Raw genomic sequence first — 26862 nt, 5'->3', positions numbered from 1 at the left:
CCCAGCGGAAGGGCCTTTGACCTGCGGTTTTACGGCAGGGACGGCTGGGACGGCACAAGACGGTTGTGGTTCCCGTCCCGGGGCGGGCCCGCCGCTCGCGCCGTGGTTCGGGCGGCGGCGGGCCGGTGGCGGCGTGGGACGGTTGCCGTCCCGCGCGCCGTCTTGCAGGCGGGGTGCTGCCGTCCCGGGGTGGGGGCGTTTCCGTCTTGGGCGGCCGTTGCGTCCCGATAGCAGGTGCTGTGACCTGCGCTGTTACGGCAGGGACGGCAGGGACGGCAGTTCGGGGATGGTGGTCAGCCTCTGCCGCCCGCGCCCGTGCCGGCGCTCTCGTCCGTGGCCGTGGCCGTGGCCGTGAGGGCGGGGCTGGTGGGGTGGACGGTGGGGCAGTAGCGGCGCCAGGCGTCGAGGAACTTGTGGCGCGTGTAGCCCTTGCGCTGGGTTCCGTCGCCGAGGCGCACGTTGCCGGAGGTGATGCCGAACTCGCGGAGCATCGCGCCGAGTGCGCGCGGAGTCAGCCCGCCCCGGGCCGACTCCGCCCACGGCGCCTCGTCGTTGCCGTTGAGCGCGAACAGCAGCTGGCCGGTGGTCATGCTGTCCGGCTCCGGCTCGCTGGCGGCGTGGAAGATCCGGCGGATGTCCGCGAGGATCCGCGCGCCGCCCGGGTTGTCCTCCTCCGCCTGGACCTCGGCGTCGACCATGCGCCTGCACGCCTGCCGTGCCAGACGGGGCCATGGTCCGCCGGCGAGGTCGGCGACGATCACCAAGGGTTCCCAGGTGTCGGCCGCGCGGTCCTCGACCGGCATAGCGGGCTCCAGGCACAGGGCCCGGTCGGCGAGCGGTGCCGTCCAGCGGGCGATCCGGTCCCGGATCTCGTGGAACCCGGGCTTGTCGCGCTCAGACCGGTACGGCGAGACCGTCTCGCCCTCGGCACGCCGCCGCATCCGGATCACGATCGACCGGTCCATGATCGTGTCCGGGAGATCGCCGATCCCGGCGATAGCCGCCATGGCGAAGGTGGGGAACTTGCGCGGGGTGTGGTCGTTGCCGACCACCCGCAGCACGTACCGGTCGCGCTGGTGCCCGGCGTTCAGCAGGCCGCGCATCTCCTCGTTCTTCTCCGCCATCTTCGGGCTGCCGAAGATCGTGTCCGCCTCGTCCACCAGCAGGGTGGGCGGCTCCTCGGTGATCGAGCGGAATACAGCGGCCGGAGACGAGTTCACCGTCAGGAGCGCCTGATGGACGGTCTCGGTGAGCACGTCCAGCAGGCGGGACTTGCCGCACCGCTTCGCCGGGCCGACCACGGCCAGGCGCGGGGCGTGCTGCCACGAGCGCTGCAGGTGGGTCGCCGCGACCCACAGCGTGGCGGCATCCAGGGCTTCCTCGGAGGGCAGGATCACGAACTTCGCGATCCGGGCCTTCAGCTGCGCGAGCAGGTCGGCGCCCTCTGTCGCCTCGGTGTCGGGCATCAGGTCGGTCCTGTCCGGGACGGCGGGCTCGGCAGGCGCCGCCTCGGCGTCGTGTCCACAGGCTGTGGACACGAGGGCCTGCTGGGCGGGCAGGTAGGTGCCGGGCTTGCCGGCCTTGGCGACCGGCGGCCAACTCACGGTGGAAGCTGCCGGATCGGGCTGGTGGGACGTAGACTCCATGCTGAAGCTCCAGACTGGGGCGCGGGACCTGATCCGTCGCGCGCCGCCGATGAAGGTCGCGGGTAAGGACTTCGCCTGGCCCTCGGTGTTCGCAGCACCGGGGGCCTTCGTGCGTCCTGGGGCGGTCGGGCCGGGGATCCTGGCCCTCTCAACTCACAGGGACTGCTTGCACCTTGGCGGTGCTCCCTCGGCGGCCGAGGCCGCCGAGGGAGCACGAACGTACGGTCATGCCGCTGGAAGATCCACTCCAATCGGGCAAGTACGCCCACGGCAGACAGGCTTTTGGATCGGGCTCTCACCACGTCAAGCTGCATCAGCCGCCGAACCTTCGCCGAACGCCGCGTCGATGCCGAGCAGGCGCAGAAGGTCCGCTGTGATCACGCGGTACTTCTTGCCCAGTCGCAGAACCCGGCAGGGGTAGGCACCGAGGCGGGCCAGCTCGTAGCCCTTGCTCCGCCCGAGGCCGATGGCCCGGTTGGCGGTGTCGAGGTCGATGGCCGCCGGCAGCCTGAGAAGTTCGGCCCGACCCATCCCCTGCGCCGTCGCCGATATGTCACCAGTTCGCACATGAACTCCAAATCCGAGCTTCCCCCGGACGGGGGGCTGCGGCGGAGTGCCGCAACGGAGAAGAGCTTTCCAGTGGGTACTGTGTCGATATGACACAACGCCGCGAGGAACACTGGTCCACCGACGACGAAGACGCGCCCGACTGGCCCGAACGGATCACCAAGGATGTCATCCGAGCAATCACCCGAAGGAGGCAAGACCTTGGACTGTCCGCGCAGGATGTGGCCGACGAAACAGGGGACTTGGGCTACGAAGTCCCCCGGAACGTCATCGCCAACTGGGAGTCCGGCAGGCGCAAGACGATCACGATTCCCGAGCTGATCGTCGTGGCCGAGGCCCTGGACATCGCACCGGTCGAGCTGCTCTTCTCCCCAGCCCTCGGCGGCTGGGTCGACTACCTGCCAGAGATGCCCAGCGACCGCTGGTCGGCGCTCACCCACTTCACAGGAGAGGCCCGCCACTCGCTCGGGATGTACCGGCTCCGCCTCTACCGGAAGCACGAACGGATCTGGCAAGAGCTCCAGGAGGAACATCACGACGCGTTCCAGCTGGAATTCAAATTGTTCCGGGAGGAATGGCCTCCCGGCTCGCAGGACAAACTCGACGCTTTCGTCGCAGCCGTCCGCGAGCGGCTTCAACCCATCAGGGCACACCTGCGCGAGATCGGCCTGGAAGTCCCGCACCTCGCACCGAGTCTCGACTTTCTCGACGCCGAGCTTCCCCCACTGAACACCGATACCGATCTGGAGGACGAATGAAGGGTTCCACCTACCACCGCTGCTACTGCCGCGACGCCGAGACCGGAAAGCCGCTCGGCAAGGCGTGCCCGAAGGCCGGCAGCCGTAAGCACGGCTCCTACTCCATACGCCAGGAGCTGCCCAACTCCGAGGACGGCACCCGCCGTTCGTTCAACCGCGCCGGCTACGAGACTCTCAAGGAGGCGCAGGCTGACCTCGACCACGTCCGTGGCCTGCTCGCCCTCGGCAAGGAGGATCCCGACGACCTGGCCCTGGTCGCCGAGCTCCTGGTGAAGGTCGCCGACGAGAAGGCCCAGCTGCCCGATATCGAGGAGACCCGCAACCGCCTGAAGGCCGGTCAGGATCTGTCCAGCCGCGTCACCGTGGGCGAGTGGCTCGATACCTGGCTGGCCGGCAAGAAGATCCGCAAGTCCGGGATCACTCGCTATGAGTGTGACGTGCGGGTCCACCTCAAGCCCCGCATCGGGCACATCCGCGTCGACCGGCTGCGGGTGAGCACGCTCGCCGAGATGTTCACGGCCATCGCCGACGCCAATGAGGAGATCCTGGAGAACAACGCCCTGCGGCACGCGCTGAAGGCCGAGCTCGCCACGGTGCCGATCAAGGGCGTGGAGAACCGCGCCCGCCGCAAGGCTCTGCGCGCCGAACTTGCCGAGATGCCGCCGTTCCGGCGGACGACCGGCGCGGCCACCCGCCAGCGCATCCGGGCCACGCTCCGGACCGCCCTGAACGCCGCGATCCCCGAGGGCCTGATCACCCTCAACCCGGCCGCCCACGTCAAGCTCGACCCGGCGACCAAGCCGAAGGGCCTGGTGTGGACACCCGAGCGGGTCGCGCAGTGGCGGGAGACCGGCGTGAAGCCCTCCCCCGTGATGGTCTGGACGCCGCAACAGACTGGCGCGTTCCTCGATTTCGTCGCTGACGACCGCCTGTACGCGATGTGGCACGTGATCGCCTTCCGCGGTCTTCGCCGAGGCGAGGCGTGCGGGCAGCTGTGGTCCGAGACCAACCTCGACGACAGCTCGCTGACCGTGACGACCCAGCTCGTGCAGGACGGCTGGGAGGTCGAGGAGTCCGACCCCAAGACCGACGGGAGCTTCCGGACCGTGGCGCTGGACGACGACACGGTGGCCGTCCTGCGGCGCCACCGCGAGCGGCAGCGGAAGGAGCGAAACGACTGGGGGCCTGCCTGGAAGAACACCGGCCGGGTCTTCACCAACGAGGACGGGTCTTGGCTCCACCCTGGCAAGGTCACCGAGATGTTCGCGCGACTGATCGCCGCATCCGGACTGCCGCCGATCCGCCTGCACGACCTCCGCCACGGCGCGGCCACGCTCGCCCTCGCCGGCGGGGTCGACATGAAGGTGGTGTCCGAGATGCTCGGCCACTCCTCCATCAAGATCACGTCGGACACCTACACCAGCGTCCTGCCCGAGATCGCCAAGGGCGCGGCCGAGGCCGCCGCGAGGCTCGTTCCCCTCCAGCGGAAGACCGAGGCCGAGACTCGCGCCAAGGCCGCGGCCGAAGCGGAGAAGGCCAAGCGGAAGGCCGCGAAGAAGGCGAAGTCGAAGGCCAAGAAGGCCAAGGCCTAGCCCAAGATCAACATCGGCGCTCACGCATCGCTCACGCAAGCGATCTTGTGGCGCGTCGCCGACGCCTGCCCATAGGTCAAGGAACGGCAAAAGGCCCAGGTCATGGGCTATATGACCTGGGCCTTCTCTGAGCCGCCTGCGGGATTCGAACCCGCGACCTACGCATTACGAGTGCGTTGCTCTGGCCAACTGAGCTAAGGCGGCACCGCTGCCGGGTGCAACCGGGCTGGTGGGACCAGGATCGCATTGGCAACGCGGGTCAGTCTACACAGTTTCCGGGGGTGGTCCGTACGCGGTGGCGGGGCGGGCGGGTCAGGCGGAGGAGACGGCGAGTTTCGCGGCGAAGCCGGCGAAGAGGACGGCGACGGAGGAGGTGAGGCCGGCCGAGAGGCGCTTGCGACGGCGGAAGGCGTTGGCGAGGGAGGTGCCGGCGAAGATCAGGAGGGAGAGGTAGAGGAAGGAGAAGGTCTGCAGGACGCCGCCGAGGAGGGCGAAGGAGAGGGCGGGGGCGCCGTAGGAGGTGTCGACGAACTGGGTGAAGAAGGAGAGCAGGAAGAGGATCGCCTTGGGGTTGAGCAGGCTGATGACCAGCGCGCGTCGGAACGGCCGCTCGGTGTCCTCGACGTCGGCGGGGTCGGCGGCGACGGCGGCCGCCCGCTCGCGCCACATCTGCCGGGCGGCCCGCAGCATGCCGAGGCCGATCCAGAGCAGGTAGGCCGCGCCGCCGAACTTGACGACGGCGAAGACGGCGGGGTTGGCCCGCAGCAGGGAGGCCGCGCCGAGCGAGGTGAGGCTGATCAGGGTGAGGTCGCCGAGGAAGACGCCGCAGGCGGCGCGGTAGCCGGTGCGGACGCCTTTGCGGGCGGCGACGGAGAGCACGTAGAGGGAGTTGGGGCCGGGCAGCAGGACGATGACCAGCGCGCCGAGGACGTACGTGGTCAGGTCGTGGACTCCGAGCACAGCGGTCTCCAAGGGGTCCGGGGTCCGGGAGGCGGGAACGCCGAAGGGGCTGCGCCATGCTAGCGCCAGCCCCTTCACGCACAAACACTCCTGACAGCCCCGTCCGCCATCCGGACAGCGGGCGAGGTCAGTCCTTGCAGACCTTCCCGTTCTCGGGCGCCGCCCCGCCGAGCAGGTAGCGGTTCACCGCGTCGTCGACGCAGGCGTTGTGCCGCCCGTACGCGGTGTGCCCGTCGCCCTCGTAGGTGAGCAGCCGCCCGGCCTCCAGCTGCCCGGCCAGGGACTTGGCCCAGGCGTAGGGGGTGGCGGGGTCGCGGGTGGTCCCGACCACGACGATCGGCGCGGAGCCGGCCGCGCGAACGGTGTGCGGGGCACCGGTGGCCTTGACCGGCCAGTACGCGCAGCCGAGCGCCATCCAGGCCATGTCGCGGCCGAAGTGCGGCGCGGCCTTCTCGAACGCCGGGACGGCCGCGGCGACCGCCGCCGGGTCGGCGAACGAGGCGGGCAGGTCGACGCAGTTGACGGCCATGTTGGCGTACATCAGGTTGTCGTAGCTGCCGTCCTCGGAGCGGCTGTAGTACTCGTCGGCGAGCTGCAGCAGCCCGGTGCCGTTGCCCGCCTGGGCGGTCGCGAGGGCCGTGCGCAGGGTCGGCCACAGCGCCTCGGCGTACATCGCCTCGGCGACGCCGGTGAGCGCCTGGGCCTCGGTGAGCGGGCGGTCGGCGCCGGTGGGCAGCGGCTGCGCGTCGATCTTCCTGAACAGTGCGGCGAGCTGGTCGCCGGCCTCCTGCTCGGTGCGGCCGACCGGGCAGTCCGCGCGCTTGACACAGTCCTTGGCGAACGCCGTCCACGCCGTCTCGAAGCCGCCGGCCTGGGTCAGGTTGCCGGTGACGGAGTCCAGTGAGGGGTCCATCGCGCCGTCCAGCACCATCTTCCCGACCTTGCTCGGGAAGAGTCCGGCATAGGTGGCGCCGAGGAAGGTGCCGTACGACTTGCCGACGTAGTTGAGCTTCTGGTCGCCGACCAGGGCCCGCAGCACGTCCATGTCCCGGGCCGCCTCGACGGTGGAGACGTGGCCGAGCAGCTCGCCGGCCCGGGCCGAGCAGCCCGCCGCGAACTCCTTGTCGACGGCCACCAGGGCGTCGATCTCGGACTGGTCGTCGGGGGTGATGTCGGTGGCGGTGTAGGCGTCCATCCGGTCGCCGGGCAGGCAGGTGATCGGCGCGGACTTGCCGACGCCGCGCGGGTCGAAGCCGACCAGGTCGTAGCCGGCCCGCACGTTGGCGTCGTAGCGGGACGCGACGCTCTGCACGTAGTCGACCGCCGAGCCGCCGGGGCCGCCCGGGTTGAGCAGCAGCGAACCCAGCCGGTGCGCGTTGTCGGTCGCGGGCTTGCGGACCGCGGACAGCTCGATGTCGTGGCCGTCCCCGGGCCGGGCGTAGTCCAGCGGCACCTTGAAGGCGGTGCACTCGTAGTCCACGCCGCACGGCTTCCAGCTGAGCTGCTGGGCGTAGTAGGGGGCGAGCCCGGCCGGCAGGTCGGTGGGCAGGGGCTCCAGCGGGGTGACGCCGCCGGCCGGCGCCGGGGCCTGGCCGGCCGCCTGGCCGCCGGGCGTGCCGCTCGCCGCGGGCGCCGGACCGCCCGAGGTGCAGCCCGCCAGCAGCAGGGACGCGGCGGCGGCCAGCGCGGCGGCGGGCAGGAGCCGGCGGGGCCGGGCGAAGCTCATGAACGTGGTTCCTCTCCCCTGGAAGCGGGCCGACGGACCGGCCCTCCCGGACGTCGCCGGAAGGCCGAGCCTAGCGGCCGGCACCGCCGCTCCCCGGGCTGTGCCCACCCGCCACTCCGCCCGGCCGATCATCACACCGCAGCCGGCTTCGGCCGTCCGCACGACGGTCGCCCGGCCGCCCCGGTCGTGCACCACCGGCCTCCCGGACTCAGGGCTTCGGCAGCTGCTCCGCCAGGTACTGCACCGCGACCCGGACCAGCCGCAGCCGCTCCCGGTCCGCCGAGTAGTCCTGCACGATGTCGGAGATCCGCACCTCGGCCCGCGCCCCGGCGTCCCGCAGCGCCGACTGCACCGCCCGGGCCGAGGCCAGCCCGTCGCCGTCCCGTTTCGCGGCCGCCAGCAGCAACCGCGCCGACGGACCGGCCGGCAGCTCGCCCGCGGCCGTCGCCAGCGCCCGCCCGTCGTACTGGCCGGACACCGCGGCGGCCGCGCCGTACAGGTCGGGGCGGGTCAGGCCGGCCGCGGCCGCGCACGGGGCACCGCCGTCGACGCCGAGCACCGCCCAGCTGTCGGGGCCGGGCGGGAGGGTGCGGAAGGCGGTGCCGACGGCCGCGCGCAGCGCCGCGTCGTCGGCGACCGCCTGCGGGGCGGCGGCCAGCAGCTCGCAGGGGTGGCCGGTGCCGGTCGGGGCCTCGGGGGCGACCAGCACGAACGGGCGGGCCTTTCCGGTCCGCACGGCGGAGGCCACGCCGTCGAACACGTCCGGCAGGTCCTCGTCGGCGGTGCGCCCGGCCGTTCCGGAGTGCAGCACGATCACCGGGAAACGGGCCGCCCCGTCCTGGCCGTACTCGGCGGGCAGCCAGACCCGCACCGCGCGCGGCCGCCCGTCCGGGCCGGGCACCTGGCCCTGCAGCAGCTCGCCGCCCGCCGGACGCGCCACGCTGCCGAACAGCACCGCCGGCGGCGGCGCCGACGACGCGGGCACGGGCTCGGGCGGCGCGGCGAGGACGGGCTGCTCCGCGCCGACGGCCGCCACCGCCTGCCGGGCCGCGCCGCGCCCGGGCCGATCGCCCAGCAGCACGGCCACGCCGAGCGCGCTCACGCAGGTGAGGCAGAGCGCCGCCGCCCCCGCCCGGACCAGCACCGGACGCACCTCCGCCGCCAGCTCGTACGTCTGCGCGGACCGCAGGTCCCGCCAGCGCAGCATCGCCGCCCGGGCCGACCAGCTGCCCGCCACCGCGGCCACCAGCAACAACAGGACGAGGAGCGATCGGGGCATGGGGACGCACCACCTCGGGGAAGGACGGCCGGACGCGAGCGCGTGACCAGTGCACAGGGTGCAAGACCGCGCGCCCCGAGGCCGCCGGGCGGTACGGGCGTCTCCCCACGTTCACTCGAACGAGCGAACGGCGACCGTGCTCGGGGCGCTCGGCCCCGACCGGCCCGGGCGGGGCCGGCGGTTCAGCCCGCCCGCAGCGCCACGGTCATCGCCTCGACCGCCAGCAGCGGGTCCACGTTCCGGTCCAGGGCCCGCCGGCAGGCCAGCACCGCCTCCATTCGGCGCAGCGTGTTCTCCGCGCCGCCCTCGCCGGCCACCCGCTGCACGGCCGGCCGCTGGTCCTCGTTGGCCAGCGCCCCGCCCGCGCCCAGCTGCACGGCCAGCACGTCCCGGTAGAAGCCCAGCAGGTCACCGAGGGCCACGTTCAGCGTCTCCCGGCGGGTCCGGGTGGCCCGGCTCTTCTGCCGCTTCTCCAGTTCCTTCACCGCGCCGGCCATGCCGCGCGGCGCCCGGCTGCCCTCGGCCGCGCCGTACGCGGCCCGCAGGTCGTCGGTCTCCTTGGCGTCCTGGGTCTCGGCGAGCGCCTCGGCGTCGGCCTTCGCGGTGTCGACCAGGCGCTGTGCGGCGGCGAGGCAGCCGCCCAGGTCGGCGACCTCGAGCGGGATCCGGAGCACCTCGGCGCGGCGCGCCCGGGCCTGCTCGTCGACGGCGAGCCGCCGGGAGCGGTCGATGTCGCCCTGCCCGGCCAGTGCGGCGACCCGGGCGGCCTCCGGCTCCACGCCGTCCCGCCGGATCAGCATGTCGGCGACCGCCTCGGCGGGCGGTGTGCGCAGCACCAGCAGCCGGCAGCGGGAGCGGATGGTCGGCAGCACGTCCTGCACGGACGGGGCGCAGAGCAGCCACACGGTGCGCGGCGACGGCTCTTCGACGCCCTTCAGCAGAGCGTTGGCGGCGGCTTCGGTGAGCCGGTGGGCGGCGTCCACCAGGATCACCGACCAGCGGCCGCCGGTCGGGTAGCTGGAGGCCCGCAGCACCAGGTCGCGCATGTCGCCGACGCCGATGGACAGGCCGTCGGTGCGGACCTGCTTCACGTCGGCGTGGCTGCCGGACAGCACGGTGTGGCAGCCGTCGCAGAAGCCGCAGCCGGGTGTGCCGCCCAGTTCGAGGTCGGGGCTGGTGCACTGCAGCGCCGCCGCGAACGCCCGCGCCGCCGTCACCTGCCCGGCACCGGGCGGGCCGGTGAACAGCCAGGCGTGCGTCATCAGCGAGGCGTTGCCCCCGGGGGCCTCCCCGCGGCCCGCCTGCACGGCCGCCCGGGCCGCCCGCGCGGCCGCCTGCAACTGTTCGACCACCCGGTCCTGGCCGACCAGGTCGTCCCACACACTCACGCCGCGCTCCTCCTCGTCACCGACCCGTCGAGCCTAACGCCGTACGGGGACAGCCCGGCGTCGCCGCCGGAAGCGGCCAGGGGCGCGGGGAGCGGTGCGGCCGGTCCTGCGCCGCGCGGCTCCCCGCGCCCCTGCTCGATCCGTCCCGCGGCGGCGGGCGGTCAGTCCTTGCGGCGCCGCCAGCCGCGCTTCGGCTGCTCGTCCTGGGCGGTCGGCTCCGGGCCCTCGGCCTCCCAGCGGGCCCACTCCTCCCGGGAGCCGAGCAGGCTGTCGGTCAGGCTGGGCAGGTCGTCGAGCGGAGTCTCCTCCGCCCAGTCCGGCCGGGGGCGCAGTTCGCGGGTGCGGGACGAGTCGTCCTCGTCGCGGAACAGCCCGGGCGGCACCTGCCCGGCCGCCGGCCCGGCTTCCGGCGCAGCGGCCTCGGGCGCGGCGGGCTTGGGTGCAGCCGGCTCGGGCGCGGCGGGCTCGGGGGCCGCAGGTTCGGCCCTGGGCAGCACCGCGGTCTCGGCGTCCTCGATCTTCGGCAGCACGGCGGTCCGGTCGACCACGGGCTTCGGCAGCTCGCGGGTGGTCTCGCCGTCGGACTCGGCGGCGGGCTCCTCGATCCGGGGAAGCACCGCGGTCTCGTCGGCGGCGGGCTCCTCGATCCGGGGAAGCACCGCGGTCTCGTCGGCGGCGTCCTTGCGGGCCGTCTCGGCGGCGGCCTTGCGGGCCGTCTCGGCGGCGGCGGCCTCCGCGGCCGTCCGGGCGGCCTCGGCGCGCTGGAGCGCCTCCTCGGCGCGGCGCCGCTGCTCCTCGCGCTGCAGGTCGCGCTGGCGCTGGAGTTCGGCGCGGGCGGCCTCCTCGGCGGCGGCCTTGCGGGCGGCCTCCGCCTCGGCGGCGAGGCGGGCCTGCTCGGCGGCCCGTCGCTCGGCCTCCTCCTCGGCCCTGCGGGCGGCTTCGGCCTCGGCGGCGAGGCGGGCTTCCTCGGCGGCCTTGCGGGCGGCCTCGGCCTCGGCGCGGGCGGCCTCCTCGGCGGCGAGGCGGTCCTTCTCGGCCTGCTCGGCGCGCAGTTCCTCCAGCAGGGCGAGGCGCTTGCGCTCGGCCTCCTCGGCGGCCTTGCGGGCGGCTTCCGCCTCGGCGGCCTTCCGGGCGGCCTCTTCGCGGGCCTTGCGTTCCTGGTCGGCCTTGGCGGCCTTCTCCTGGTCGGAGAGCGGCAGCTCGCGGTCGAGCCGGTGGCGGATGGCGGTGGTGACGGCGGCGGGCGCCTGGCTGCCGTCGACGACCAGGTAGCGGGCGGGGTCGGCGGCGGCCAGCGCGAGGAACCCGGAGCGGACCCGCTGGTGGAACTCGGTGGGCTCGGCCTCCAGCCGGTCGAGCGCCTCGGTGAAGCGGTCGCGGGCGGCGTTCGGGTCGACGTCGAGGACGACGGTCAGGTCGGGCACCAGTCCGCCGGTGGCCCAGCGGGAGATCCGGGCGACCTCGGTGGCGGCGAGGTCGCGGCCGGCGCCCTGGTAGGCGATGGATGAGTCCATGTACCGGTCGGTGATGACGACGGCCCCGCGCTCCAGCGCCGGCCGGATGACGTTCTCGACGTGCTCGGCCCGGTCGGCGGCGTAGATCAGCGCCTCGGCGCGGTGCGACAGGCCGGTGTTGCCGACGTCCAGGACGAGGGCGCGCAGCCGCTGTCCGATCGGGGAGCCGCCGGGCTCGCGGGTGACGACGACCTCGTGGCCCTTGGCGCGGATCCACTCGGCGAGGGCCTGGGCCTGGGTGGACTTGCCGGCGCCGTCGCCGCCCTCCAGCGCGATGAAGTAGCCCTTGCCGGCGACCCGGTGCGGCGCGACCTCGGCGCCGCCACGGACGGCCTGGGCGAGCTCGCGGCCGAACGGGACCACGCCGCGCTGGTCGTCGGTCTTCAGCAGGACGACGGCGGCGAGCACCAGGGTGAGCAGTCCGGCGGTGGAGACGGCGAGCGCGGCGCCGCCGTGGATGAAGGTGAAGCCGCCGGTGCGGACCTCGCCGAGCGAGACCTCGCCGTAGGCGGCGGCCAGCAGCGGCATGCCGACCAGGGCGACGGCGACGACGACCCGCAGCACGGCGTACAGGTGCTCGGTGACCTTGCCGAGGCGGATCTCCTCGATCTCCTGGGCGAGCAGTCCGCGTCCGGTGGCGATGACCACGCCGGCGGCGAGGCCGGCCAGCACGGTGAACAGCAGCACCAGGACGAAGTCGAGGACCAGTCCGGCGAGGATCAGCGCGACGCCCGCGGTGACCAGGCCGAGGGCGAGCAGCCGGCGGCGGGACAGGCCGGGGAGGGTGGCGCGGCTGAGCCGGATGCCGACGGCGGGCGCGCCGGCGGCGGCCAGCACCAGCAGGCCGTAGCCGATCGGGCCGGCCAGGTGCTCGGCGGCGGTGAGCAGTCCGAGCGCGGCGACGCCGGCCATCGAGGCGTAGGCGGCGGCGATCGAGAAGGTGAAGTAGGGGGCGGAGCCGGTGCGGCCCTTCTTCAGGGACGGCCCGGGGGTCGCGTCGGTGGGCGCGCGCAGGCCCTGCAGCGGGGAGCGCGGCGCGGCGTTCGCGCCGGCGGGCAGCTCCTGGAAGTACAGCAGCGCGGCGTTGACGACGAACAGGGCGGCGGTGCCGAGCGCGGCGGCGGTGACCTGGTGGTCGCGCAGCCAGTGCAGGCCGACCGCGGCGAGCACGTTGTTGAGCAGGGTGAGCGCGACCAGTCCGGTGGCGGCCAGCGGCAGCGCGGCCCAGCCGGTGCGCAGGTCGAGGGTGCGGACGGCGTCGAGCGAGGCGGCGGAGGGCGGGCCCGGCTGCTCGGGGACGGCCAGCAGGGCGGGTACGGCGGCGGCCTTGCCGATCGTCCAGACGCGTTCGGCGGCGCCGGCCAGGAACACCGAGCCGAGCAGCAGCCAGGTCGCGGAGCCGGGCGACCAGACCACCCACCAGGGGGCGAGGCCGATCAGCAGGGCGCGGGCCAGGTCGGCGCCGAGCAGGCTCCAGCGGCGGTCGATCCGGCCGCCGACCAGGGCGTGCACGGGGCCGAGCAGGGCGGCGCCGAACAGGCCGGAGGCGATCAGCCGGGCCGCGAACAGGGCGGCGACGGCGAGTGCGAGCGAGCGGTAGCCGTGCCCGAACTGCCCGCCGAGGGCGGCGGCGACCACGGTGAGCGGTACCAGCACCAGCAGCGACAGCCGGTCGGCGGTGCCGCCGAGCAGCTGGGTGGTCCACAGTTTGCGGTAGGGCCGCAGCCGGAGCAGCGCACGGGCCCGTTCACCGGGTGTCCCGGCGGGGGCGACCTCGGGGAGGCCGCGGGCGTCGGTGCGTGCGGTGGGGGGCAGCTCCTCGCTCGTCATACGGTCAGCGTAGCGAGTGCGCGGCCCCGACCTTAACGGGCCCGCCCGGATTCGAACAGGCCCGTTACGGAGTGTCCGTCAGCTCTCCTCGGATGCGCTCTCGGCGGTCGCGGTCTTCTTCGCGGCGGCGGTCTTGGCGGTGGTCTTCTTGGCCGCCGTCTTCTTCGCCGCGGCGGTGGTCTTGGCCGCCGCGGTCTTCTTCGCCGCCGTCTTCTTGGCCGCGGTGGTCTTCTTGGCGGCCGTGGCGGTCTTCTTCGCCGGGGCCTTCTTGGCCGCCTTCTTCACCGGTCCGCGGGCGCGCTTCTCGGCGAGCAGCTCGAACGCCCGCTCCGGGGTGATGGTCTCCACGTCGTCGTCCTTGCGGAGCGTCGCGTTGGTCTCCCCGTCGGTGACGTACGGGCCGAACCGGCCGTCCTTGACCACCACCGGCTTCTCGCTGACCGGGTCGTTGCCGAGCTCCTTCAGCGGGGCCGCGGCGGCGGCCCGGCCGCGCTGCTTGGGCTGGGCGTAGATCGCCAGCGCCTCGTCCAGGGTGATGCTGAGCAGCTGGTCCTCGCTGGTCAGCGACCGGGAGTCGGTGCCGCGCTTGAGGTACGGGCCGTAGCGGCCGTTCTGCGCGGTGATCTCGTTGCCCTCGGGGTCGGTGCCGACCACCCGGGGCAGCGAGAGCAGGCGCAGCGCGTCCTCCAGCGTCACGGTGTCCAGGTCCATGGACTTGAACAGCGAGGCGGTGCGCGGCTTGACGGCGTTCTTGCCGGTCTTCGGCGTGCCCTCGGGCAGCACCTCGGTGACGTACGGGCCGTACCGGCCGGCCTTGGCGACCAGCGGGTTGCCGCTGACCGGGTCGGTGCCGAGCTCGCGCTCGCCGCTGGGCTTGGCGAGCAGTTCCTCGGCGAGTTCGACGGTCAGCTCGTCCGGCGGCAGCTCGTCGGGGACGTCGGCGCGCTGGCCGGTCTCGCCCTCGACGGCGGCGGGGCGCTCCACGTACGGGCCGTAGCGGCCGACCCGGAGCACGATGCCGTCGCCGACCGGGAAGGAGCTGATCTCGCGGGCGTCGATCGCGCCGAGGTCGGTGACGAGCTCCTTCAGGCCGCCGAGGTGGTCGCCGTCGCCGTTGCCCGCGTCGGCGGCGCCGACGGCGGCTCCGGTGGCCTCGCCCTCGCCGAAGTAGAAGCGCTTGAGCCACGGCACGGACTCGGCCTGGCCGGCGGCGATCCGGTCGAGGTCGTCCTCCATCCGCGCGGTGAAGTCGTAGTCGACGAGCCGGCCGAAGTGCTTCTCCAGCAGGTTGACCACGGCGAACGAGAGGAAGGACGGCACCAGGGCGGTGCCCTTCTTGAACACGTACTTGCGGTTGATGATCGTGTCGATGATCGACGCGTACGTGGACGGGCGGCCGATCTCGCGGTCTTCCAGCTCCTTGACCAGCGAGGCCTCGGTGTAGCGGGCCGGCGGCTTGGTGGCGTGGCCCTCCGGGGTGAGCCGCTCGGCGGCCAGCGGGTCGCCCTCGGCGACCTGGGGCAGCCGGCGCTCGCGGTCGTCGAGCTCGGCGTTCGGGTCGTCGGCGCCCTCGACGTAGGCCTTCAGGAAGCCGTGGAAGGTGATGATCTTGCCGGACGCGGAGAACTCGGCGTCGCGGCCGTCCGCGGAGCGGCCGCCGACCTTGACGGTGACGGACTGGCCGACCGCGTCCTTCATCTGGGAGGCGACGGTGCGCATCCAGATCAGCTCGTACAGGCGGAAGTCGTCGCCGCTCAGCCCGGTCTCGGCGGGCGTGCGGAACCGGTCGCCGGACGGGCGGATCGCCTCGTGCGCCTCCTGCGCGTTCTTCACCTTGGAGGCGTAGGTGCGCGGCGCGTCCGGCAGGTAGTCGGCCCCGTAGAGCTGGGTCACCTGGGCGCGCGCGGCGGCCACCGCGGTCTCCGACAGCGTGGTCGAGTCGGTGCGCATGTAGGTGATGAAGCCGTTCTCGTACAGCTTCTGCGCGACCTGCATGGTCCGCTTGGCGCCGAAGCCCAGCTTGCGGCTGGCCTCCTGCTGCAGCGTGGTGGTGCGGAACGGCGCGTACGGCGAGCGGCGGTACGGCTTGGACTCGACGCTGCGGACGCTGAACGCGGTCTGCTCCAGCGCGGCGGCCAGCGCGCGGGCGGCCTGCTCGTCCAGGTGCAGCGTGTTCGCGGCGGACTTCAGCCGGCCGTCGGGGCCGAAGTCGCGGCCGGTGGCGACGCGCTTGCCGTCGACGGTGACCAGGCGGGCACCGAAGGACTCCGGGTTGGCCGCGTCGGCGGCGGTGCGGCCGGTGCCGAAGGTGCCGACCAGGTCCCAGTAGGAGGCGGAGGTGAAGGCGATCCGCTCGCGCTCGCGCTCGACCACCAGACGGGTGGCGACCGACTGGACGCGGCCCGCCGAAAGCTTCGGCATGACCTTCTTCCACAGCACCGGGGAGACCTCGTAGCCGTAGAGGCGGTCCAGGATGCGGCGGGTCTCCTGCGCGTCGACCAGGCGCTTGTTCAGGTGGCGCGGGTTGCGCACGGCCTCCTGGATGGCGTCCTTGGTGATCTCGTGGAAGACCATCCGGTGCACCGGCACCTTGGGCTTCAGCACTTCCTGCAGGTGCCACGCGATGGCCTCGCCCTCGCGGTCCTCATCGGTGGCGAGGAAGAGCTCGTCGGACTCCTTGAGCAGCGACTTCAGCTTGGTGACCTGGGACTTCTTGTCCGGGTTGACCACGTAGATCGGGGCGAAGTCGTGATCGACGTCGACCCCGAGCCGGCGCACCTCGCCGGTGTACTCGTCCGGGACCTCGGCGGCCGTACCGGGCAGGTCGCGGATGTGACCGACACTGGCCTCGACGATGTAGCCGGGCCCGAGGTAGCCCTTGATCGTCTTGGCCTTGGCCGGCGACTCGACGATGACGAGTCGCTTGCCGTGCGCGGTCTCGCTGCTCGGGGACACCTTCGCTCTTCTCTCCCGGTCGTTTACCAAAGCTCCTGGGCAGTCGCACGCGACGGTCCCACCAGCGGAGTGTGACCGTACCCTGGCCACCCTTGTCAAACGGACGGATGCCGCTTTTTCACCGGCAAGGCCGACCGACGCCACTCGAACGGTAACCCGATGGCCGCTGTTCGGGCATGTCTTTCCCGGGCAGCGGGCCTCCGCCGACGGCACCGGAGAAGAACGGAGCGGTGCCGTCCGCCCCGCTCCGGGGCGACTGCCCCCGGCGAACGCGGACGGACCCGAGCGGATGCGGCCGCGCCGGCGGTCCGTCCCACCGGCCGGTCCTGTCGGGCTTCCTGCGGGGCTTTCCTGCCGGGTTGTGCGGCGGACGGCTCCGGCTGCCGCGGACGGTCGGGATCGGGAGCCCCTGCGGACGGCCGGGCGTCGAGAGCCCCGGCGGACGGCCGGGCGTCGGGGTCAGCGCAGGGCGAGGGCGAGCAGGGTCAGGCCGCCCGCCAGGGCCGAGGTGCCGAGCAGGGCCCAGAACAGGTCGGCGGGCAGCGAGGGCATCTCCTCGTGCGCGGCCAGCACCACCCGGTCGGGCCGCCGCGGGTCGTAGGCGACCTGGACGGCCGCGCCGGGGGCCAGCCGGAGCGGGCGGCGCAGCGGGGTGTGCCCGCGCGGGCGGGACAGCACCAGCCGGCCCACCGGGTCGGGGCGGAGTTCGTGGACGGTGCCGAGTCCGGCGTCGACCGGCCCGCCGACGGTGTCCACGGGGTAGGAGAGCAGCGGGCTGCTGTCCATCGCGTCGGTGCGGTCGCGGTCCGCGACGACCTGGGCGGTGGCGGCCACGCCGTACCGGCGCAGATGGTGGCGAAGGCGCAGTTCGACGGCGCACCACAGCAGCAGCGCGCTCCCGAAGGCCGTCAGCACCGCCCCGCCCGCCAGTGTCGTCGGCGTCTCCACCCGGTCCTCCCCGCACTGCCCACAGCCTGTGGACAGCACCCTGGCAGCCGGTGGACAACCCGCGGCGGCCACCCGGCGTCCGGCGGGCCACGCCCGGGGAACGGCCCGGTGAACGGGGCCGCGGGATCGCCGGACCGGCGGGCGGTGCGAGGTCACGCCGCCCGCCGTGTCCAACGCCGCCGGGCCGCCCGGGTCACCGGGTCCGGCGGACGGGCCGGCGGCGGGCAGGGGCCCTGGTGACCAATGTCACCGCCGCGCGGGGCACCGGTCAGCGGACCGGTTCGACGAACCCCTGCTCGGTGAGCAGCCGCAGCGACTCGGGCACCCGGGCCCGCAGCTGCGCCGCGTCCTCGCCGAGCAACTGGGCGATCGCGTCGACGATCTCCCCGGCGGCCAGCGTGCCGTCGCAGACGCCGACGAAGCCCGCACCGACGGTGTCGACCTTGGTGGCGCGCCGCATGCCCCGGTTGTGGCGGAGCACCACGTGCTCGGGGTCCTCGGAGCCGGGCGCGCCGATCTGCTCCTGCACCACCTCGTCGGCGAGCAGGTAGCGGGCGGCCAGCAGGCCCGCGTCGTCGTGGGCGCGCAGGAAGTCCTGGCGGGCGAACCACTCCTCGATGTGCGGGCCGAGCGGCTGCTCGACCGGGTGCGGCCACTCCTCGATCCGCACCAACGGGTCGGCGGCGCCGGAGGCCCGCAGGGTGATCCAGCCGAAGCCGACGGCCTCCACACCGGCCGCCTCGAAGCTGTCCAGCCACTCCTCGTACCGGGCCCGGTAGTCGTCGCCGCGGTGGTCGCCGCCGTCGCGCAGCCACAGCTCCGCGTACTGGGCGACGTCCTGCACCTCGCGCTGCACCACCCAGGCGTCCAGGCCGGTACCGGCGACCCAGCCGGCCAGCCGGTCGCGCCAGTCCTCGCCCTTGACGTGCTGCCAGTTCGCCAGCAGGTGGCAGTAGCCGCCGGGCTCCAGGTGCTCGGCGGCGCCGCGGACCACCCTGCGGCACAGCTCGTCGCCGGCCAGGCCGCCGTCCCGGTAGGTGAACCGGCCCGCCGGGGAGATCACGAACGGCGGGTTGGAGACGATCAGGTCGAAACGGCGCTCGCCGATCGGCTCGTACAGGCTGCCCTCGGCAGTGGTCACGTTGTCGAAGCCGGACAGCGCGGCGGTCAGCCGGGTGAAGTGCAGGGCGCGCGGGTTGAGGTCGGTGGCGGTGACCCGCTGGGCGTGCCGGGCCGCGTGCAGCGCCTGCACGCCGGAGCCGGATCCCAGGTCGAGCACCTCGCGCACCGGGCGACGCACCGTCAGGTTGGCCAGCGTGGTGGACGCGCCGCCCACCCCGAGTACCAGGTCGCGCCGCTCGACGCCCGCGTCGGTGCGGCCGGAGCCGATGCCGCCCGCGCCGCCGACGGCGCAGCCGAGGTCGGACACCACCCAGGCGTCCGCGCTGGGCAGGCCGGCCACCTCGTCGGCGTACGGCCGCACGTCCACGGTGGCGCGCAGCTCGGCGCCGTCCCGCACCAGCCAGCCGTCCGCCAGCAGGCCCTCGACGGGCAGCGCGGCCGCGGCGGCGCCCTCCGGGACGGGCTGCTGCAGCAGGAACAGCCGCACCAGGGTCTCCAGCGGCGAGTCGCCGCGGGTCGCCCGCAGCGCCGGGACGGCCTCGCTGCGGGCCAGCGCCGCGTACGCGGTCGGGCCGAGCAGGTCGAGCAATCCGTCGGCGGTGAAGGAGGCCTTCAGCAGCGCCTCCCGCAGTTCCGCCGTGCGGCCGGAATCAAGAACGGGGCTGTTCGTCACCCCGCCATTCTCCCCCGTCCGTCGGTGCGGCCCGTCCACCGCACCGGTGGACGGGCCGACGGGGCATCAGCTCTTGGCCGGGGAGGGCGATCCGGCGCCCTGGTCGGGAGTGCCGGCCGACGGGGCGCCCGACGGGGCCGGGTTCGCGCCCGGGGAGGCGGCACCGGACGGGGTGCCGCCGGACGGGTCGGCGGCGGGCGCGCCGGCGGCGGCCGCCTTGCAGCCGGGCTGCTTCTTGATCGCGTCGCCGAGGTTGCCGCTCTGCAGCGTGGCGAGCGCGCCGGTTGACACCTGGGACAGGCGCTGCACCTGGTCGCCGACGCTGCGCAGGCCGTCCGCGAACTTGGCCTGATCGGCGTTGGTCAGGCCGTCGAGCTTCTTCTGCGCGTCCAGGTAGCCCTGCGCGACCTGCTTCAGTTCGTTGACGGCGTCCTGCTGGACCTTCGCCCCGTCGTCGATCTTCGGCGCGCCGGCCTGCTGCACCGCGTCCGCCAGCTGCTGGTTGGTGGTGGCCAGCGCCGCCAGGTCGGCGGACAGCCGCTTCTGCAGGTCGACGGGGGACTCGCCGTCCTTGACGTTCCCGGTGTCGGCGAGCGCGGCCCGGGACTGCGCGATCGGGTCCCGCGCGGCGTCGCAGACGTTCTTCGCCCAGCCGTCGAGCTGCTTCGCCGAGTCGTCGGCGGAGCAGCCGACGGCGGCCAGCGCGAGCAGCGCGCCGAGCGCGGAGACGGTCACCAGTCGCTTCTTCACCGGGGCCCTTTCGGTCGCTGACACCCGGTCCGGGCATCGACCAGCGAACCTACACGGCCGACCGCCGCCGCCCGGCGGGAAGGCCGCGACCGACGGCATCCGCGCAGCTCAGTCCGGGTACGCCAGCACGGGTACGCGGGAGCGGGGCGCGGCCGGCCGCTGCCGGGGCAGTCGCGGGCGGGCGCACCGGGGCGCGCGCGGGCGGCGGGGCGGAAGTGGCTGGGCGGGAGCGGGCCTCAGACGGTGAGGGAGGCCGGGGACACCGGCCAGCTCATCCGGATCACGCCGCCATCGGCGCCGTTGCCCACCTCGACGTCCTCGACCAGGCCGGTGATGACCGCGAGGCCGAGCGCGTCGTCGTCCTCGGCACCGCTGCCCGGGGCCCCGGTGTGGACCGGGCCGGCTTCGTCGGCGACCTCGATGAGGAAGCGCTTCTCCTGCTCGGTCAGCGCGACCCGGACGGCGCCGTCCACGCCGTTGCGCTGGTGCAGCGCCACCGCGCGGGAGCAGGCCTCGCCCACGGCGAGCCGCAACTCGTCGAGCACCGACTCGTCCACCCCGGCGCGTCTGGCCACCGCGGCGGCCACCAGTCGGGCGGTGCGCACGTGCTCGGGAAGTGCGCTGAATCGAAGTTCGACGGTTGCCATGTCTCCCCTCCGGGGTTGCTCCCCACCGCCGGGCGCGGCGGCCCGTACGGCGGAGGCGGGAACACCGACCACGCCGGCCGGGCAGGGCTCATCGCCCGTCCGACCGGCGGCGGTCGATCGAGAAGATTCGGTTGGAACGGCGGACCGACGAGACGTCAGTCGGTCGCGGCGACGGCCTCGTCCACCGAGTTGTGGATCGGGAACACCTTGGTCAGGCCGGTGATCCGGAAGATCTTCAGGATGCGCTCCTGGTTGCACACCAGGCGCAGCGAACCCTCGTGCGCACGCACCCGCTTCAGGCCGCCGACCAGCACACCGAGGCCGGTGGAGTCGAGGAAGTCCACGCCCTCCATGTCCACGACCAAGTGGTAGTTGCCGTCGTTGACGAGCTCGACAAGCTGCTCGCGCAGCTTGGGGGCGGTGTACACATCGATCTCGCCGCCAACCTCGACGACCGTGCGATCGCCGACAGTACGGGTCGACAGGGACAGGTCCACGGAACCTCCAGCACCTTGCCTTGCTACGTCATTGCGATCTTCAGCCCGGCGGCTGCGACCGCTTGGTCACACACCCAGGGCGCGGCAAACCGGCAGGTCGGAGCCTCGGCGTTGCGGCCCTCGGCCATGCGGCCGTCACGGACTTCATTCAACCACTTGCGACCATGGACGCACGATGGTTAACAGCGATTCTCCGTCACGCTGGTGACACACTGGGTCCTCATGCCGCCCCGTCACCACCAGCCCGAGGCCCTGCTCGCGACCCTTTCCACCGAGCGCGGCAGGTCGGACCGCCTCACCCATACGGAGCACTTGCCCGCCCGTGAGGCACGCTACGCCCCTTGGCCGGAGGGAATCCGTCAGGAGGTGGTGGCGGCCGCCGCCGGGCTCGGCGTGGTGCTGCCCTGGGCGCACCAGGCGGAGGCCATGGACCTGGCCGCGGCCGGGCGGACCACGGTGATCGCGACCGGTACCGCCTCGGGCAAGTCGTTGGGCTATCTGGCCCCCGTGCTGAGCGACCTGCTCACCGGCACCGAGGCCCGCAACGGACGCGGCGCCACCGCGCTGTACCTCGCCCCGACCAAGGCGCTGGCCGCCGACCAGCGCAGGCGGGCCGCCGAACTCGTCCCCGACCGGGTCCGGGTGGCCCTGTACGACGGCGACACGCCGCCGCAGGAGCGCGAGTGGGTGCGGCAGTACGCGTCGTACGTGCTGACCAACCCGGACATGCTGCACCGGGGCATACTCCCGGCCCACCCGCGCTGGTCGTCGTTCCTGAAGGCGCTGAAGTACGTGGTGATCGACGAGTGCCACACCTACCGCGGTGTGTTCGGCTCGCACGTCGCCCAGGTGCTGCGCCGGCTGCGGCGGCTGTGCGCGCGGTACGGCGCTTCGCCGACCTTCCTGCTGGCCTCGGCCACCACCGCCGAGCCGGCCGTCACGGCGCAGCGCCTCACCGGCCTGCCGGCCACGGCCGTCACCGAGGACTGCTCGCCGCGCGGCCCGCTGGTGTTCGCGCTGTGGGAGCCGCCGTTGACCGAGAACGTCGGCGAGCACGGCGCGCCCGTCCGCCGGTCGGCCACCGCCGAGGCCGGCTACCTGCTCACCGACCTGGTCCACGACGGCACCCGGACCGTGGTCTTCGTCCGTTCCCGCCGGGCCGCCGAGCTGGTCGCCCTGCAGGCCCAGGAGCAGCTCGGCCAACCGCTCGCCGCCCGGGTCGCCGCCTACCGCGGCGGCTACCTGGCCGAGGAGCGTCGCGCCCTGGAGCGCGACCTTCACACCGGCCGGCTGCTCGGTCTCGCCTCCACCTCCGCCCTCGAACTCGGCGTGGACGTCTCCGGCCTGGACGCCGTGCTGCTGGCCGGCTACCCCGGCACCCGGGCCTCCCTCTGGCAGCAGGCCGGGCGGGCCGGGCGTGAGGGGCAGGGCGCGCTGTCGGTGCTGATCGCCCGGGACGACCCGCTGGACACGTATCTGGTGCACCACCCCGACGCGCTGTTCGCCACCCCGGTGGAGGCGACCGTCCTCGATCCGGACAACCCGCACGTGCTGGCCCCGCACCTGTGCGCGGCCGCGGCCGAACTCCCGCTCACCGACTCGGACCTGGAGCTCTTCGGACCGTCCAGCGAGCCGCTGCTCCCGGTGCTGGAGCAGCGCGGGCTGCTGCGCCGCCGGGCGGACGGCTCCTGGTACTGGACCCGCCGGGAGCGCGCCGTGGACGGCGTCGACCTGCGCGGCAGCGGCGGCAGCCCCGTGCAGATCGTCGAGGCCGACACCGGGCGGCTGCTCGGCACCGTGGACGCCGAGGCCGCGCACACCACCGTGCACACCGGCGCCGTCCACCTGCACCAGGGGCGCACGTACCTGGTTCGCGAGTTCGACCTGGAGTCGTCGGTGGCGCTGGTCTCCCCCGCCAATCCGCCGTACACCACCTCCGCGCGGGACGTCACGTCGATCTCGATCCTGTCCACCGACACCACCGAGGACTGGGGCGAGGCGCGGCTCAGCTTCGGCTCGGTGGAGGTGGTGAACCAGGTCGTCGGGTATCTGCGCAAGCGGATCTCCACCGGTGAGATCCTCGGCGAGAGCAAGCTCGACCTGCCGCCCCGCACCCTGCGCACCCGGGCCGTCTGGTGGTCCGTCACCGAGGACCAGCTCCTCGACGCGACCATCCCGTTCGACCAGCTCCCCGGCGCGGCCCACGCCGCCGAGCACGCCTCGATCGGCCTCCTTCCGCTGTTCGCCACCTGCGACCGCTGGGACATCGGCGGCGTCTCCGTCCCGCTGCACCCCGACACCGGCCTGCCGACCGTCTTCGTCTACGACGGCCACTCCGGCGGCGCGGGCTTCGCCGAACGCGGCTTCCGCCGCGCCGTCGAGTGGCTGACCGCGACCCGCGACGCCATCGCCGCCTGCGAGTGCGACCGCGGGTGCCCGTCCTGCGTCCAGTCCCCGAAGTGCGGCAACGGGAACGAACCCCTGGACAAGGCCGCCGCGATCCGCCTGCTCACGGTCCTCCTCGCCAACGCGCCCGGACGGCCCGACCCCGGGGACGCCGCGAAGAGCGGCACGGAAGCGGACGCTTGACGGGCCGTCGGCGGCGACCTCGGAGGCGCTGTCGCCCCAGGACCACAGGGGGCCGGCCCGGGAGCGGGCCCGGGCCGGGCCGAGCGGGAGGGACAGGCCGTGGACGGGGACCTGGACCACCACCTCCACCGCGTCCTGGTCCGGCAGGGCCCGGCAGGAGAGGAGTTCGGCACCGCCTCCCTGAGCCCGCGTCAACTCGGCGGCCCGGCCGCACCCGCCGTCCGGGTCGAGCAGCAGCCGGTCGGCGGCGGCCAGCGCTGCCAAGTCCGCCGCCGACTCTGCGCGGTGGCGGGCAGCCACTGCCCCGCCCACCGTCAGGCAGGCGGAGAACACCACCACTCCCAGCAGGCCCAGGGCGACCAGCCACACCGTCGCCGACCCGCGGTCGGGTGCCGCGGCCGTGGCCGCGGCGGGCCGGTGGTCTCGCTCGTGCACGGTGTTCCTCCTCTCGGGTTCCTCCTCTCCGGTTCCGGCTCTCGGATCTCAGCCGTCGGCAGTCAGCACGTCCTCCCGGGCGCTCACCGCGGTGGCGGTGAGGCGGACGGACAGGAGGGCGGCGAGGCGGCCGGGGCCCGGACAGGGGGCCTCGACCGTGACGCGGGCGGTGGCGGCGTCCAGCGCGACCGCGACCTTCGCGCCGTGCGGGGCGGCCGCCGCGGCGACGGCCGCGGCATCGGCGTCGCCGCGGGCGGCGGCCCGGGCACCGGCCCGGGCCGCGTCCACGCAGCGGATCTGGGCCCCGGCGGCGACCACTCCCCAGATCAGCATGGCCGCGAGCAGCACCAGGGCGGGCAGGGCCACCGCCGTCTCGGCGGTGACCATCCCCGAGTCCGGCGCCCTGGCGCGAGCCGGCCGGCGCTCAGACCGCATGCAGGGCCCGGTCCAGGACGTCCGACAGCGCGCCGGAGACCGTGCCGCTGGTCACCACCTTGTAGAGCACCGCGGCGAAGGCGCAGGCCGCGACCGTGCCGATCGCGTACTCGGCGGTGCTCATTCCGGCGTCCGGCGGCCCCGCCGCCATCGTCCGGTACCGGTGACGCAGCCAGTCGCCGAACCTGCGGACGGCACGCGTCGCGGGCCTCGGCCGGACGGGCAGGGAGGGGGTTGTCATCGTGGTCATCCTCGTGAATTCCCTTCGTAGGGGCGGAAGCTGCTTGTGAGTGGAGCTTCCGCAGGACTGGACGTTCCGTGGGAACCGCCGTTCGACGGAGCCACCCTGCGGCGGGACGTCGCCGTTCGGCGGAACGGGACGGCGGTTCAGAGTCGTTGGGAGAAGGTGCTGGTCAGGCCCATCACCACCGGCACGACGCCGATCAGTACGAACGCGGGCAGGAAGCACAGCCCGAGCGGTGCGGTCGCCATGACACCCGCCCGGCGGACTCTCGCGTGCGCCGCGCGGGCGGCTGCCGCCCGTTGGGAGTGGGCGAGGCCGACGAGCGCGGTGGCCGGTGGGGCGCCGCTGAGGGTGGTGCGGGCCAGGCAGCGGGCGAGCGGAGCCATCGGCGGGCAGTCGGCGGCCAGTTGGTCCCAGCAGCGCTCCGGGGAGGCCCCGAGGGAGAGCTGGGCAGCGACACCGGCGAGGCGGTCCCGGATCGGCGACGGCACACTGTCCGCCACGGCGGCGGCCGCCGTGGCCGGGGAACCGCTCGATCCGAGGCAGGCCGCCAGCAGGTCGGCAGCCAAGGGCAGTTGACGGACCAGCCAGTCCTGTTCCGCCGCCCGCCGGCGCTCTCCGGGTGACCGGACCCTGGGCAGCAGCCGCCACCCGCCCCAACCGACCGCAAGCCCAACCGCCAGGCCCGCCCAGCCACCGACCAGGACGGCGGCGGACACCCCGAGCAGCACGGCCACCGGCCGGTCACCTGCCGCCCACCGGGCCACCCGCCGCACGGCCTCCCCGACCCGGTCGCCCCGGCTCCTCCGCGCACCCCGCACGGGAGCGGCCGTCACCGCCGGCACGCAGCGCCCGGCCCGGCGCCGGACCGTCCGCCCCCGCATCGCCGCCAGCGCCTCGCCGGCCAGGCCCGCAGCGGCCACCGGCAGCAGGATCGCCATCGCGTCCACCTCGCCTCCATCGCATCGAACTCGGATCAGAAGTCGGTTCAGAAATCGGCCCGTTCACCGCGCAGCGGCGCGGCGTCCCGCGCCGTCGGGTGGGTCGCCGCGAACCCGGACCGGCCCGGAGCATCCGTTCAGCCCCACCGGTCCGCCCGGGCAGCGAGTTGATCTCCCGTCAGGGACGGCACGGGCGCAAGCCACCCGTCCCGACGGGAGCGGGAGATCCCACACCCCGCCGGAGCCTCAGCCCCGACCTCACGGGGCCGAACATGCCCGGGTCGCGCCGGCCCGGCCCGGGCCGGGGCGTCCTCGGCGGCCCGGACGATCCGGGCGGTCCAGAGGATGCCGGCGGTCTCCAGCGCCGCCCCGGCGAGCAGGGCGAGCAGGCCCGCAGGGGTGTGCAGCAGGACCTGCACCGGGTGGGCGCCGAGGGCGCTTCCCAGTCCCATGCCGACAGCCGGCAGGGCGGCCAGCACGATCACGGTGGTGCGCGGGCCCGCGAGTTCGCCCGCGATCTCCTCGGCGAGGGCCCGCTCGGCGCGCAGCGCGTCCGCAACCTGTTCCAGGCCGAACGCCAGCCCCGTGCCGCTCTCGGTGCTGACCCGCCAGCAGGCCGCGACCGCCGCCGCGCCCTCCCCGCCGGGCAGTTCGGCCACCTGCCGGAGCGCCGCGGGCAGGTCCGCCCCGTAGCGGCCCGCCGCCAACCGGGCCGTCGGCTCGGGACCGAGGCGGTGGGCCCAGTCGGGGGCGGCCCGGGAGACCACGGAGTGCATGGCCTGCTCGGGGGTGGCGCCGCTGCGCAGTTCGGCCGCCAGGCCGGCGCACAGGTCGATCACTGCCGCGGCCCGCCGTCGGGCCGCCCGTCCCGCCGCGCACCGGGCGCGCCAGCGGCGGAGCGGGAGCACCGCGCAGGCCGCGCCGATCAGCGGGAGCACCGAGGCGGTGCTCCGCCCGGCCGCCATGCCGGCCGGGAGCAGCAGCAGTTCGGGCACCAGCCAGCGCGGTCGCCGTCGCCGCCATCCGGCCCGCAGCCGGGCGAGCCGGTCGTCCGGTGCCCGGGGCCCGCTCAGCACCCGCCGCAATCGGCCGCCGCCACGCCGCCTGCGCCGGGCGCCGGCCAGCCAGGCCGCCGCGCACAGCGCGCCGCCGAGGCCGGCCAACGCGCCGAGCAGGGTCGCCGCGCAGGCGACGCCGGCCGACGGCACGGCCGCCGCGACGCCGGACTCCCCTGCCGTCACGAGCGCTGCCGTCATGGGCGCTGTCACGAGCCCGGCCATCACGACCTCCTCGTGCCGGAGCGCAGCAGCCGCCAGGCGGCTGCCCCGATCACGCAGAGGGCGATCACCCATCCGAACTCGATCTG

Annotated in this window: 20 protein-coding genes, 1 tRNA gene and 1 pseudogene; 3 read left to right on the top strand and 19 right to left on the bottom strand. The window is 74.3% G+C overall.

Annotated elements, in window-relative coordinates:
* Positions 1–293 precede the first annotated feature (293 nt).
* Both ACFV1L_RS06725 and ACFV1L_RS06720 read right to left on the bottom strand, forming a co-directional pair.
* Entirely contained in the window at positions 294–1646 is a 1353-nt protein-coding gene (locus ACFV1L_RS06725) for a DUF3631 domain-containing protein (RefSeq protein ID WP_380363530.1), read from the bottom strand.
* 303 nt (positions 1647–1949) lie between these two features.
* Positions 1950–2177 (bottom strand): hypothetical protein, encoded by a 228-nt coding sequence (locus ACFV1L_RS06720; protein ID WP_380363736.1) that lies wholly within the window; start codon positions 2175–2177, stop codon positions 1950–1952.
* A gap of 125 nt (positions 2178–2302) precedes the next feature.
* Between ACFV1L_RS06720 and ACFV1L_RS06715 the strand changes: the two genes are divergently transcribed.
* Positions 2303–2971: a helix-turn-helix domain-containing protein gene (locus ACFV1L_RS06715; protein WP_380363528.1), complete on the top strand. Its 669-nt coding sequence runs from the start codon at positions 2303–2305 to the stop codon at positions 2969–2971.
* Positions 2968–4563: a tyrosine-type recombinase/integrase gene (locus ACFV1L_RS06710; protein ID WP_380363526.1), complete on the top strand. Its 1596-nt coding sequence runs from the start codon at positions 2968–2970 to the stop codon at positions 4561–4563. The genes ACFV1L_RS06715 and ACFV1L_RS06710 overlap by 4 nt, the downstream gene beginning before the upstream one ends.
* A 130-nt stretch (positions 4564–4693) precedes the next feature.
* Here ACFV1L_RS06710 and ACFV1L_RS06705 read toward each other — a convergent pair.
* From ACFV1L_RS06705 to bldG, 12 genes are all read right to left on the bottom strand, one after another.
* Positions 4694–4767: transfer RNA gene (locus ACFV1L_RS06705), tRNA-Thr, on the bottom strand.
* A gap of 108 nt (positions 4768–4875) precedes the next feature.
* A complete protein-coding gene (gene leuE, locus ACFV1L_RS06700; protein ID WP_380363524.1) occupies positions 4876–5523 on the bottom strand; it encodes a leucine efflux protein LeuE in 648 nt (215 codons plus the stop codon).
* A gap of 127 nt (positions 5524–5650) precedes the next feature.
* Positions 5651–7249 (bottom strand): alpha/beta hydrolase, encoded by a 1599-nt coding sequence (locus tag ACFV1L_RS06695; RefSeq protein ID WP_380363522.1) that lies wholly within the window; start codon positions 7247–7249, stop codon positions 5651–5653.
* A 208-nt stretch (positions 7250–7457) separates the two neighbouring features.
* Complete coding sequence (locus tag ACFV1L_RS06690; RefSeq protein WP_380363520.1) at positions 7458–8528, bottom strand: hypothetical protein; 1071 nt, start codon at positions 8526–8528, stop codon at positions 7458–7460.
* Positions 8529–8710: 182 nt separating this feature from the next.
* Positions 8711–9916: a DNA polymerase III subunit delta' gene (locus ACFV1L_RS06685; RefSeq protein ID WP_380363518.1), complete on the bottom strand. Its 1206-nt coding sequence runs from the start codon at positions 9914–9916 to the stop codon at positions 8711–8713.
* 161 nt (positions 9917–10077) lie between these two features.
* Positions 10078–13260, bottom strand: a complete 3183-nt coding sequence (gene tmk, locus ACFV1L_RS06680; protein ID WP_380363516.1) for a dTMP kinase — start codon at positions 13258–13260, stop codon at positions 10078–10080.
* A 78-nt stretch (positions 13261–13338) separates the two neighbouring features.
* The gene (gene topA / locus ACFV1L_RS06675; protein ID WP_380363514.1) at positions 13339–16215 is read right to left on the bottom strand and encodes a type I DNA topoisomerase; all 2877 of its coding nucleotides are present in this window, start codon (positions 16213–16215) and stop codon (positions 13339–13341) included.
* A 459-nt stretch (positions 16216–16674) separates the two neighbouring features.
* Positions 16675–17163: a DUF3592 domain-containing protein gene (locus tag ACFV1L_RS06670; RefSeq protein ID WP_380363512.1), complete on the bottom strand. Its 489-nt coding sequence runs from the start codon at positions 17161–17163 to the stop codon at positions 16675–16677.
* Between the two features lie 268 nt (positions 17164–17431).
* On the bottom strand, positions 17432–18958 hold the full coding sequence (locus ACFV1L_RS06665; protein ID WP_380363510.1) for a methyltransferase: 1527 nt from the start codon (positions 18956–18958) through the stop codon (positions 17432–17434).
* 66 nt (positions 18959–19024) lie between these two features.
* Entirely contained in the window at positions 19025–19708 is a 684-nt protein-coding gene (locus ACFV1L_RS06660) for a small secreted protein (RefSeq protein WP_380363508.1), read from the bottom strand.
* Between the two features lie 236 nt (positions 19709–19944).
* Positions 19945–20355: an ATP-binding protein gene (locus tag ACFV1L_RS06655; protein WP_380363506.1), complete on the bottom strand. Its 411-nt coding sequence runs from the start codon at positions 20353–20355 to the stop codon at positions 19945–19947.
* A 155-nt stretch (positions 20356–20510) separates the two neighbouring features.
* Positions 20511–20852, bottom strand: a complete 342-nt coding sequence (bldG, locus tag ACFV1L_RS06650; RefSeq protein WP_014136695.1) for an anti-sigma factor antagonist BldG — start codon at positions 20850–20852, stop codon at positions 20511–20513.
* Positions 20853–21074: 222 nt separating this feature from the next.
* Between bldG and ACFV1L_RS06645 the strand changes: the two genes are divergently transcribed.
* Complete coding sequence (locus ACFV1L_RS06645; protein WP_380363504.1) at positions 21075–23441, top strand: DEAD/DEAH box helicase; 2367 nt, start codon at positions 21075–21077, stop codon at positions 23439–23441.
* A gap of 60 nt (positions 23442–23501) precedes the next feature.
* Here the strand turns inward: ACFV1L_RS06645 and ACFV1L_RS06640 are convergent.
* The 5 genes and pseudogenes from ACFV1L_RS06640 to ACFV1L_RS06620 form a co-directional block, all read right to left on the bottom strand.
* Positions 23502–23876, bottom strand: a pseudogene (locus ACFV1L_RS06640) (Rv3654c family TadE-like protein); the annotation flags it as partial.
* 48 nt (positions 23877–23924) lie between these two features.
* Positions 23925–24263 carry a TadE family type IV pilus minor pilin gene (locus ACFV1L_RS06635; RefSeq protein ID WP_380363502.1) on the bottom strand — a complete coding sequence of 113 codons (339 nt, stop codon included), beginning with the start codon at positions 24261–24263 and terminating at the stop codon, positions 23925–23927.
* 37 nt (positions 24264–24300) lie between these two features.
* Positions 24301–24552 (bottom strand): DUF4244 domain-containing protein, encoded by a 252-nt coding sequence (locus tag ACFV1L_RS06630; RefSeq protein ID WP_380363500.1) that lies wholly within the window; start codon positions 24550–24552, stop codon positions 24301–24303.
* A gap of 146 nt (positions 24553–24698) precedes the next feature.
* Positions 24699–25496: a type II secretion system F family protein gene (locus ACFV1L_RS06625; RefSeq protein ID WP_380363498.1), complete on the bottom strand. Its 798-nt coding sequence runs from the start codon at positions 25494–25496 to the stop codon at positions 24699–24701.
* A 137-nt stretch (positions 25497–25633) separates the two neighbouring features.
* Positions 25634–26752, bottom strand: coding sequence for a type II secretion system F family protein (locus ACFV1L_RS06620; RefSeq protein WP_380363497.1), 1119 nt, complete (start codon positions 26750–26752; stop codon positions 25634–25636).
* Positions 26753–26862: the final 110 nt, after the last annotated feature.

Origin of the sequence: Kitasatospora sp. NPDC059646, assembly GCF_042734615.1 — a bacterium.
Taxonomy (GTDB): domain Bacteria; phylum Actinomycetota; class Actinomycetes; order Streptomycetales; family Streptomycetaceae; genus Kitasatospora.
This window is presented reverse-complemented; position numbering and strand designations above follow the sequence as displayed.

Coding starts and splice junctions, on each gene's coding strand:
- ACFV1L_RS06725 (WP_380363530.1), bottom strand. CDS start 1,646: ATGGAGTCTACGTCCCACCAGCCCGATCCGGCAGCTTCCACCGTGAGT.
- ACFV1L_RS06720 (WP_380363736.1), bottom strand. CDS start 2,177: ATGGGTCGGGCCGAACTTCTCAGGCTGCCGGCGGCCATCGACCTCGAC.
- ACFV1L_RS06715 (WP_380363528.1), top strand. CDS start 2,303: ATGACACAACGCCGCGAGGAACACTGGTCCACCGACGACGAAGACGCG.
- ACFV1L_RS06710 (WP_380363526.1), top strand. CDS start 2,968: ATGAAGGGTTCCACCTACCACCGCTGCTACTGCCGCGACGCCGAGACC.
- ACFV1L_RS06695 (WP_380363522.1), bottom strand. CDS start 7,249: ATGAGCTTCGCCCGGCCCCGCCGGCTCCTGCCCGCCGCCGCGCTGGCC.
- ACFV1L_RS06690 (WP_380363520.1), bottom strand. CDS start 8,528: ATGCCCCGATCGCTCCTCGTCCTGTTGTTGCTGGTGGCCGCGGTGGCG.
- tmk (WP_380363516.1), bottom strand. CDS start 13,260: ATGACGAGCGAGGAGCTGCCCCCCACCGCACGCACCGACGCCCGCGGC.
- ACFV1L_RS06655 (WP_380363506.1), bottom strand. CDS start 20,355: ATGGCAACCGTCGAACTTCGATTCAGCGCACTTCCCGAGCACGTGCGC.
- ACFV1L_RS06645 (WP_380363504.1), top strand. CDS start 21,075: ATGCCGCCCCGTCACCACCAGCCCGAGGCCCTGCTCGCGACCCTTTCC.
- ACFV1L_RS06635 (WP_380363502.1), bottom strand. CDS start 24,263: ATGGTCACCGCCGAGACGGCGGTGGCCCTGCCCGCCCTGGTGCTGCTC.
- ACFV1L_RS06630 (WP_380363500.1), bottom strand. CDS start 24,552: ATGACAACCCCCTCCCTGCCCGTCCGGCCGAGGCCCGCGACGCGTGCC.
- ACFV1L_RS06625 (WP_380363498.1), bottom strand. CDS start 25,496: ATGGCGATCCTGCTGCCGGTGGCCGCTGCGGGCCTGGCCGGCGAGGCG.
- ACFV1L_RS06620 (WP_380363497.1), bottom strand. CDS start 26,752: ATGACGGCAGCGCTCGTGACGGCAGGGGAGTCCGGCGTCGCGGCGGCC.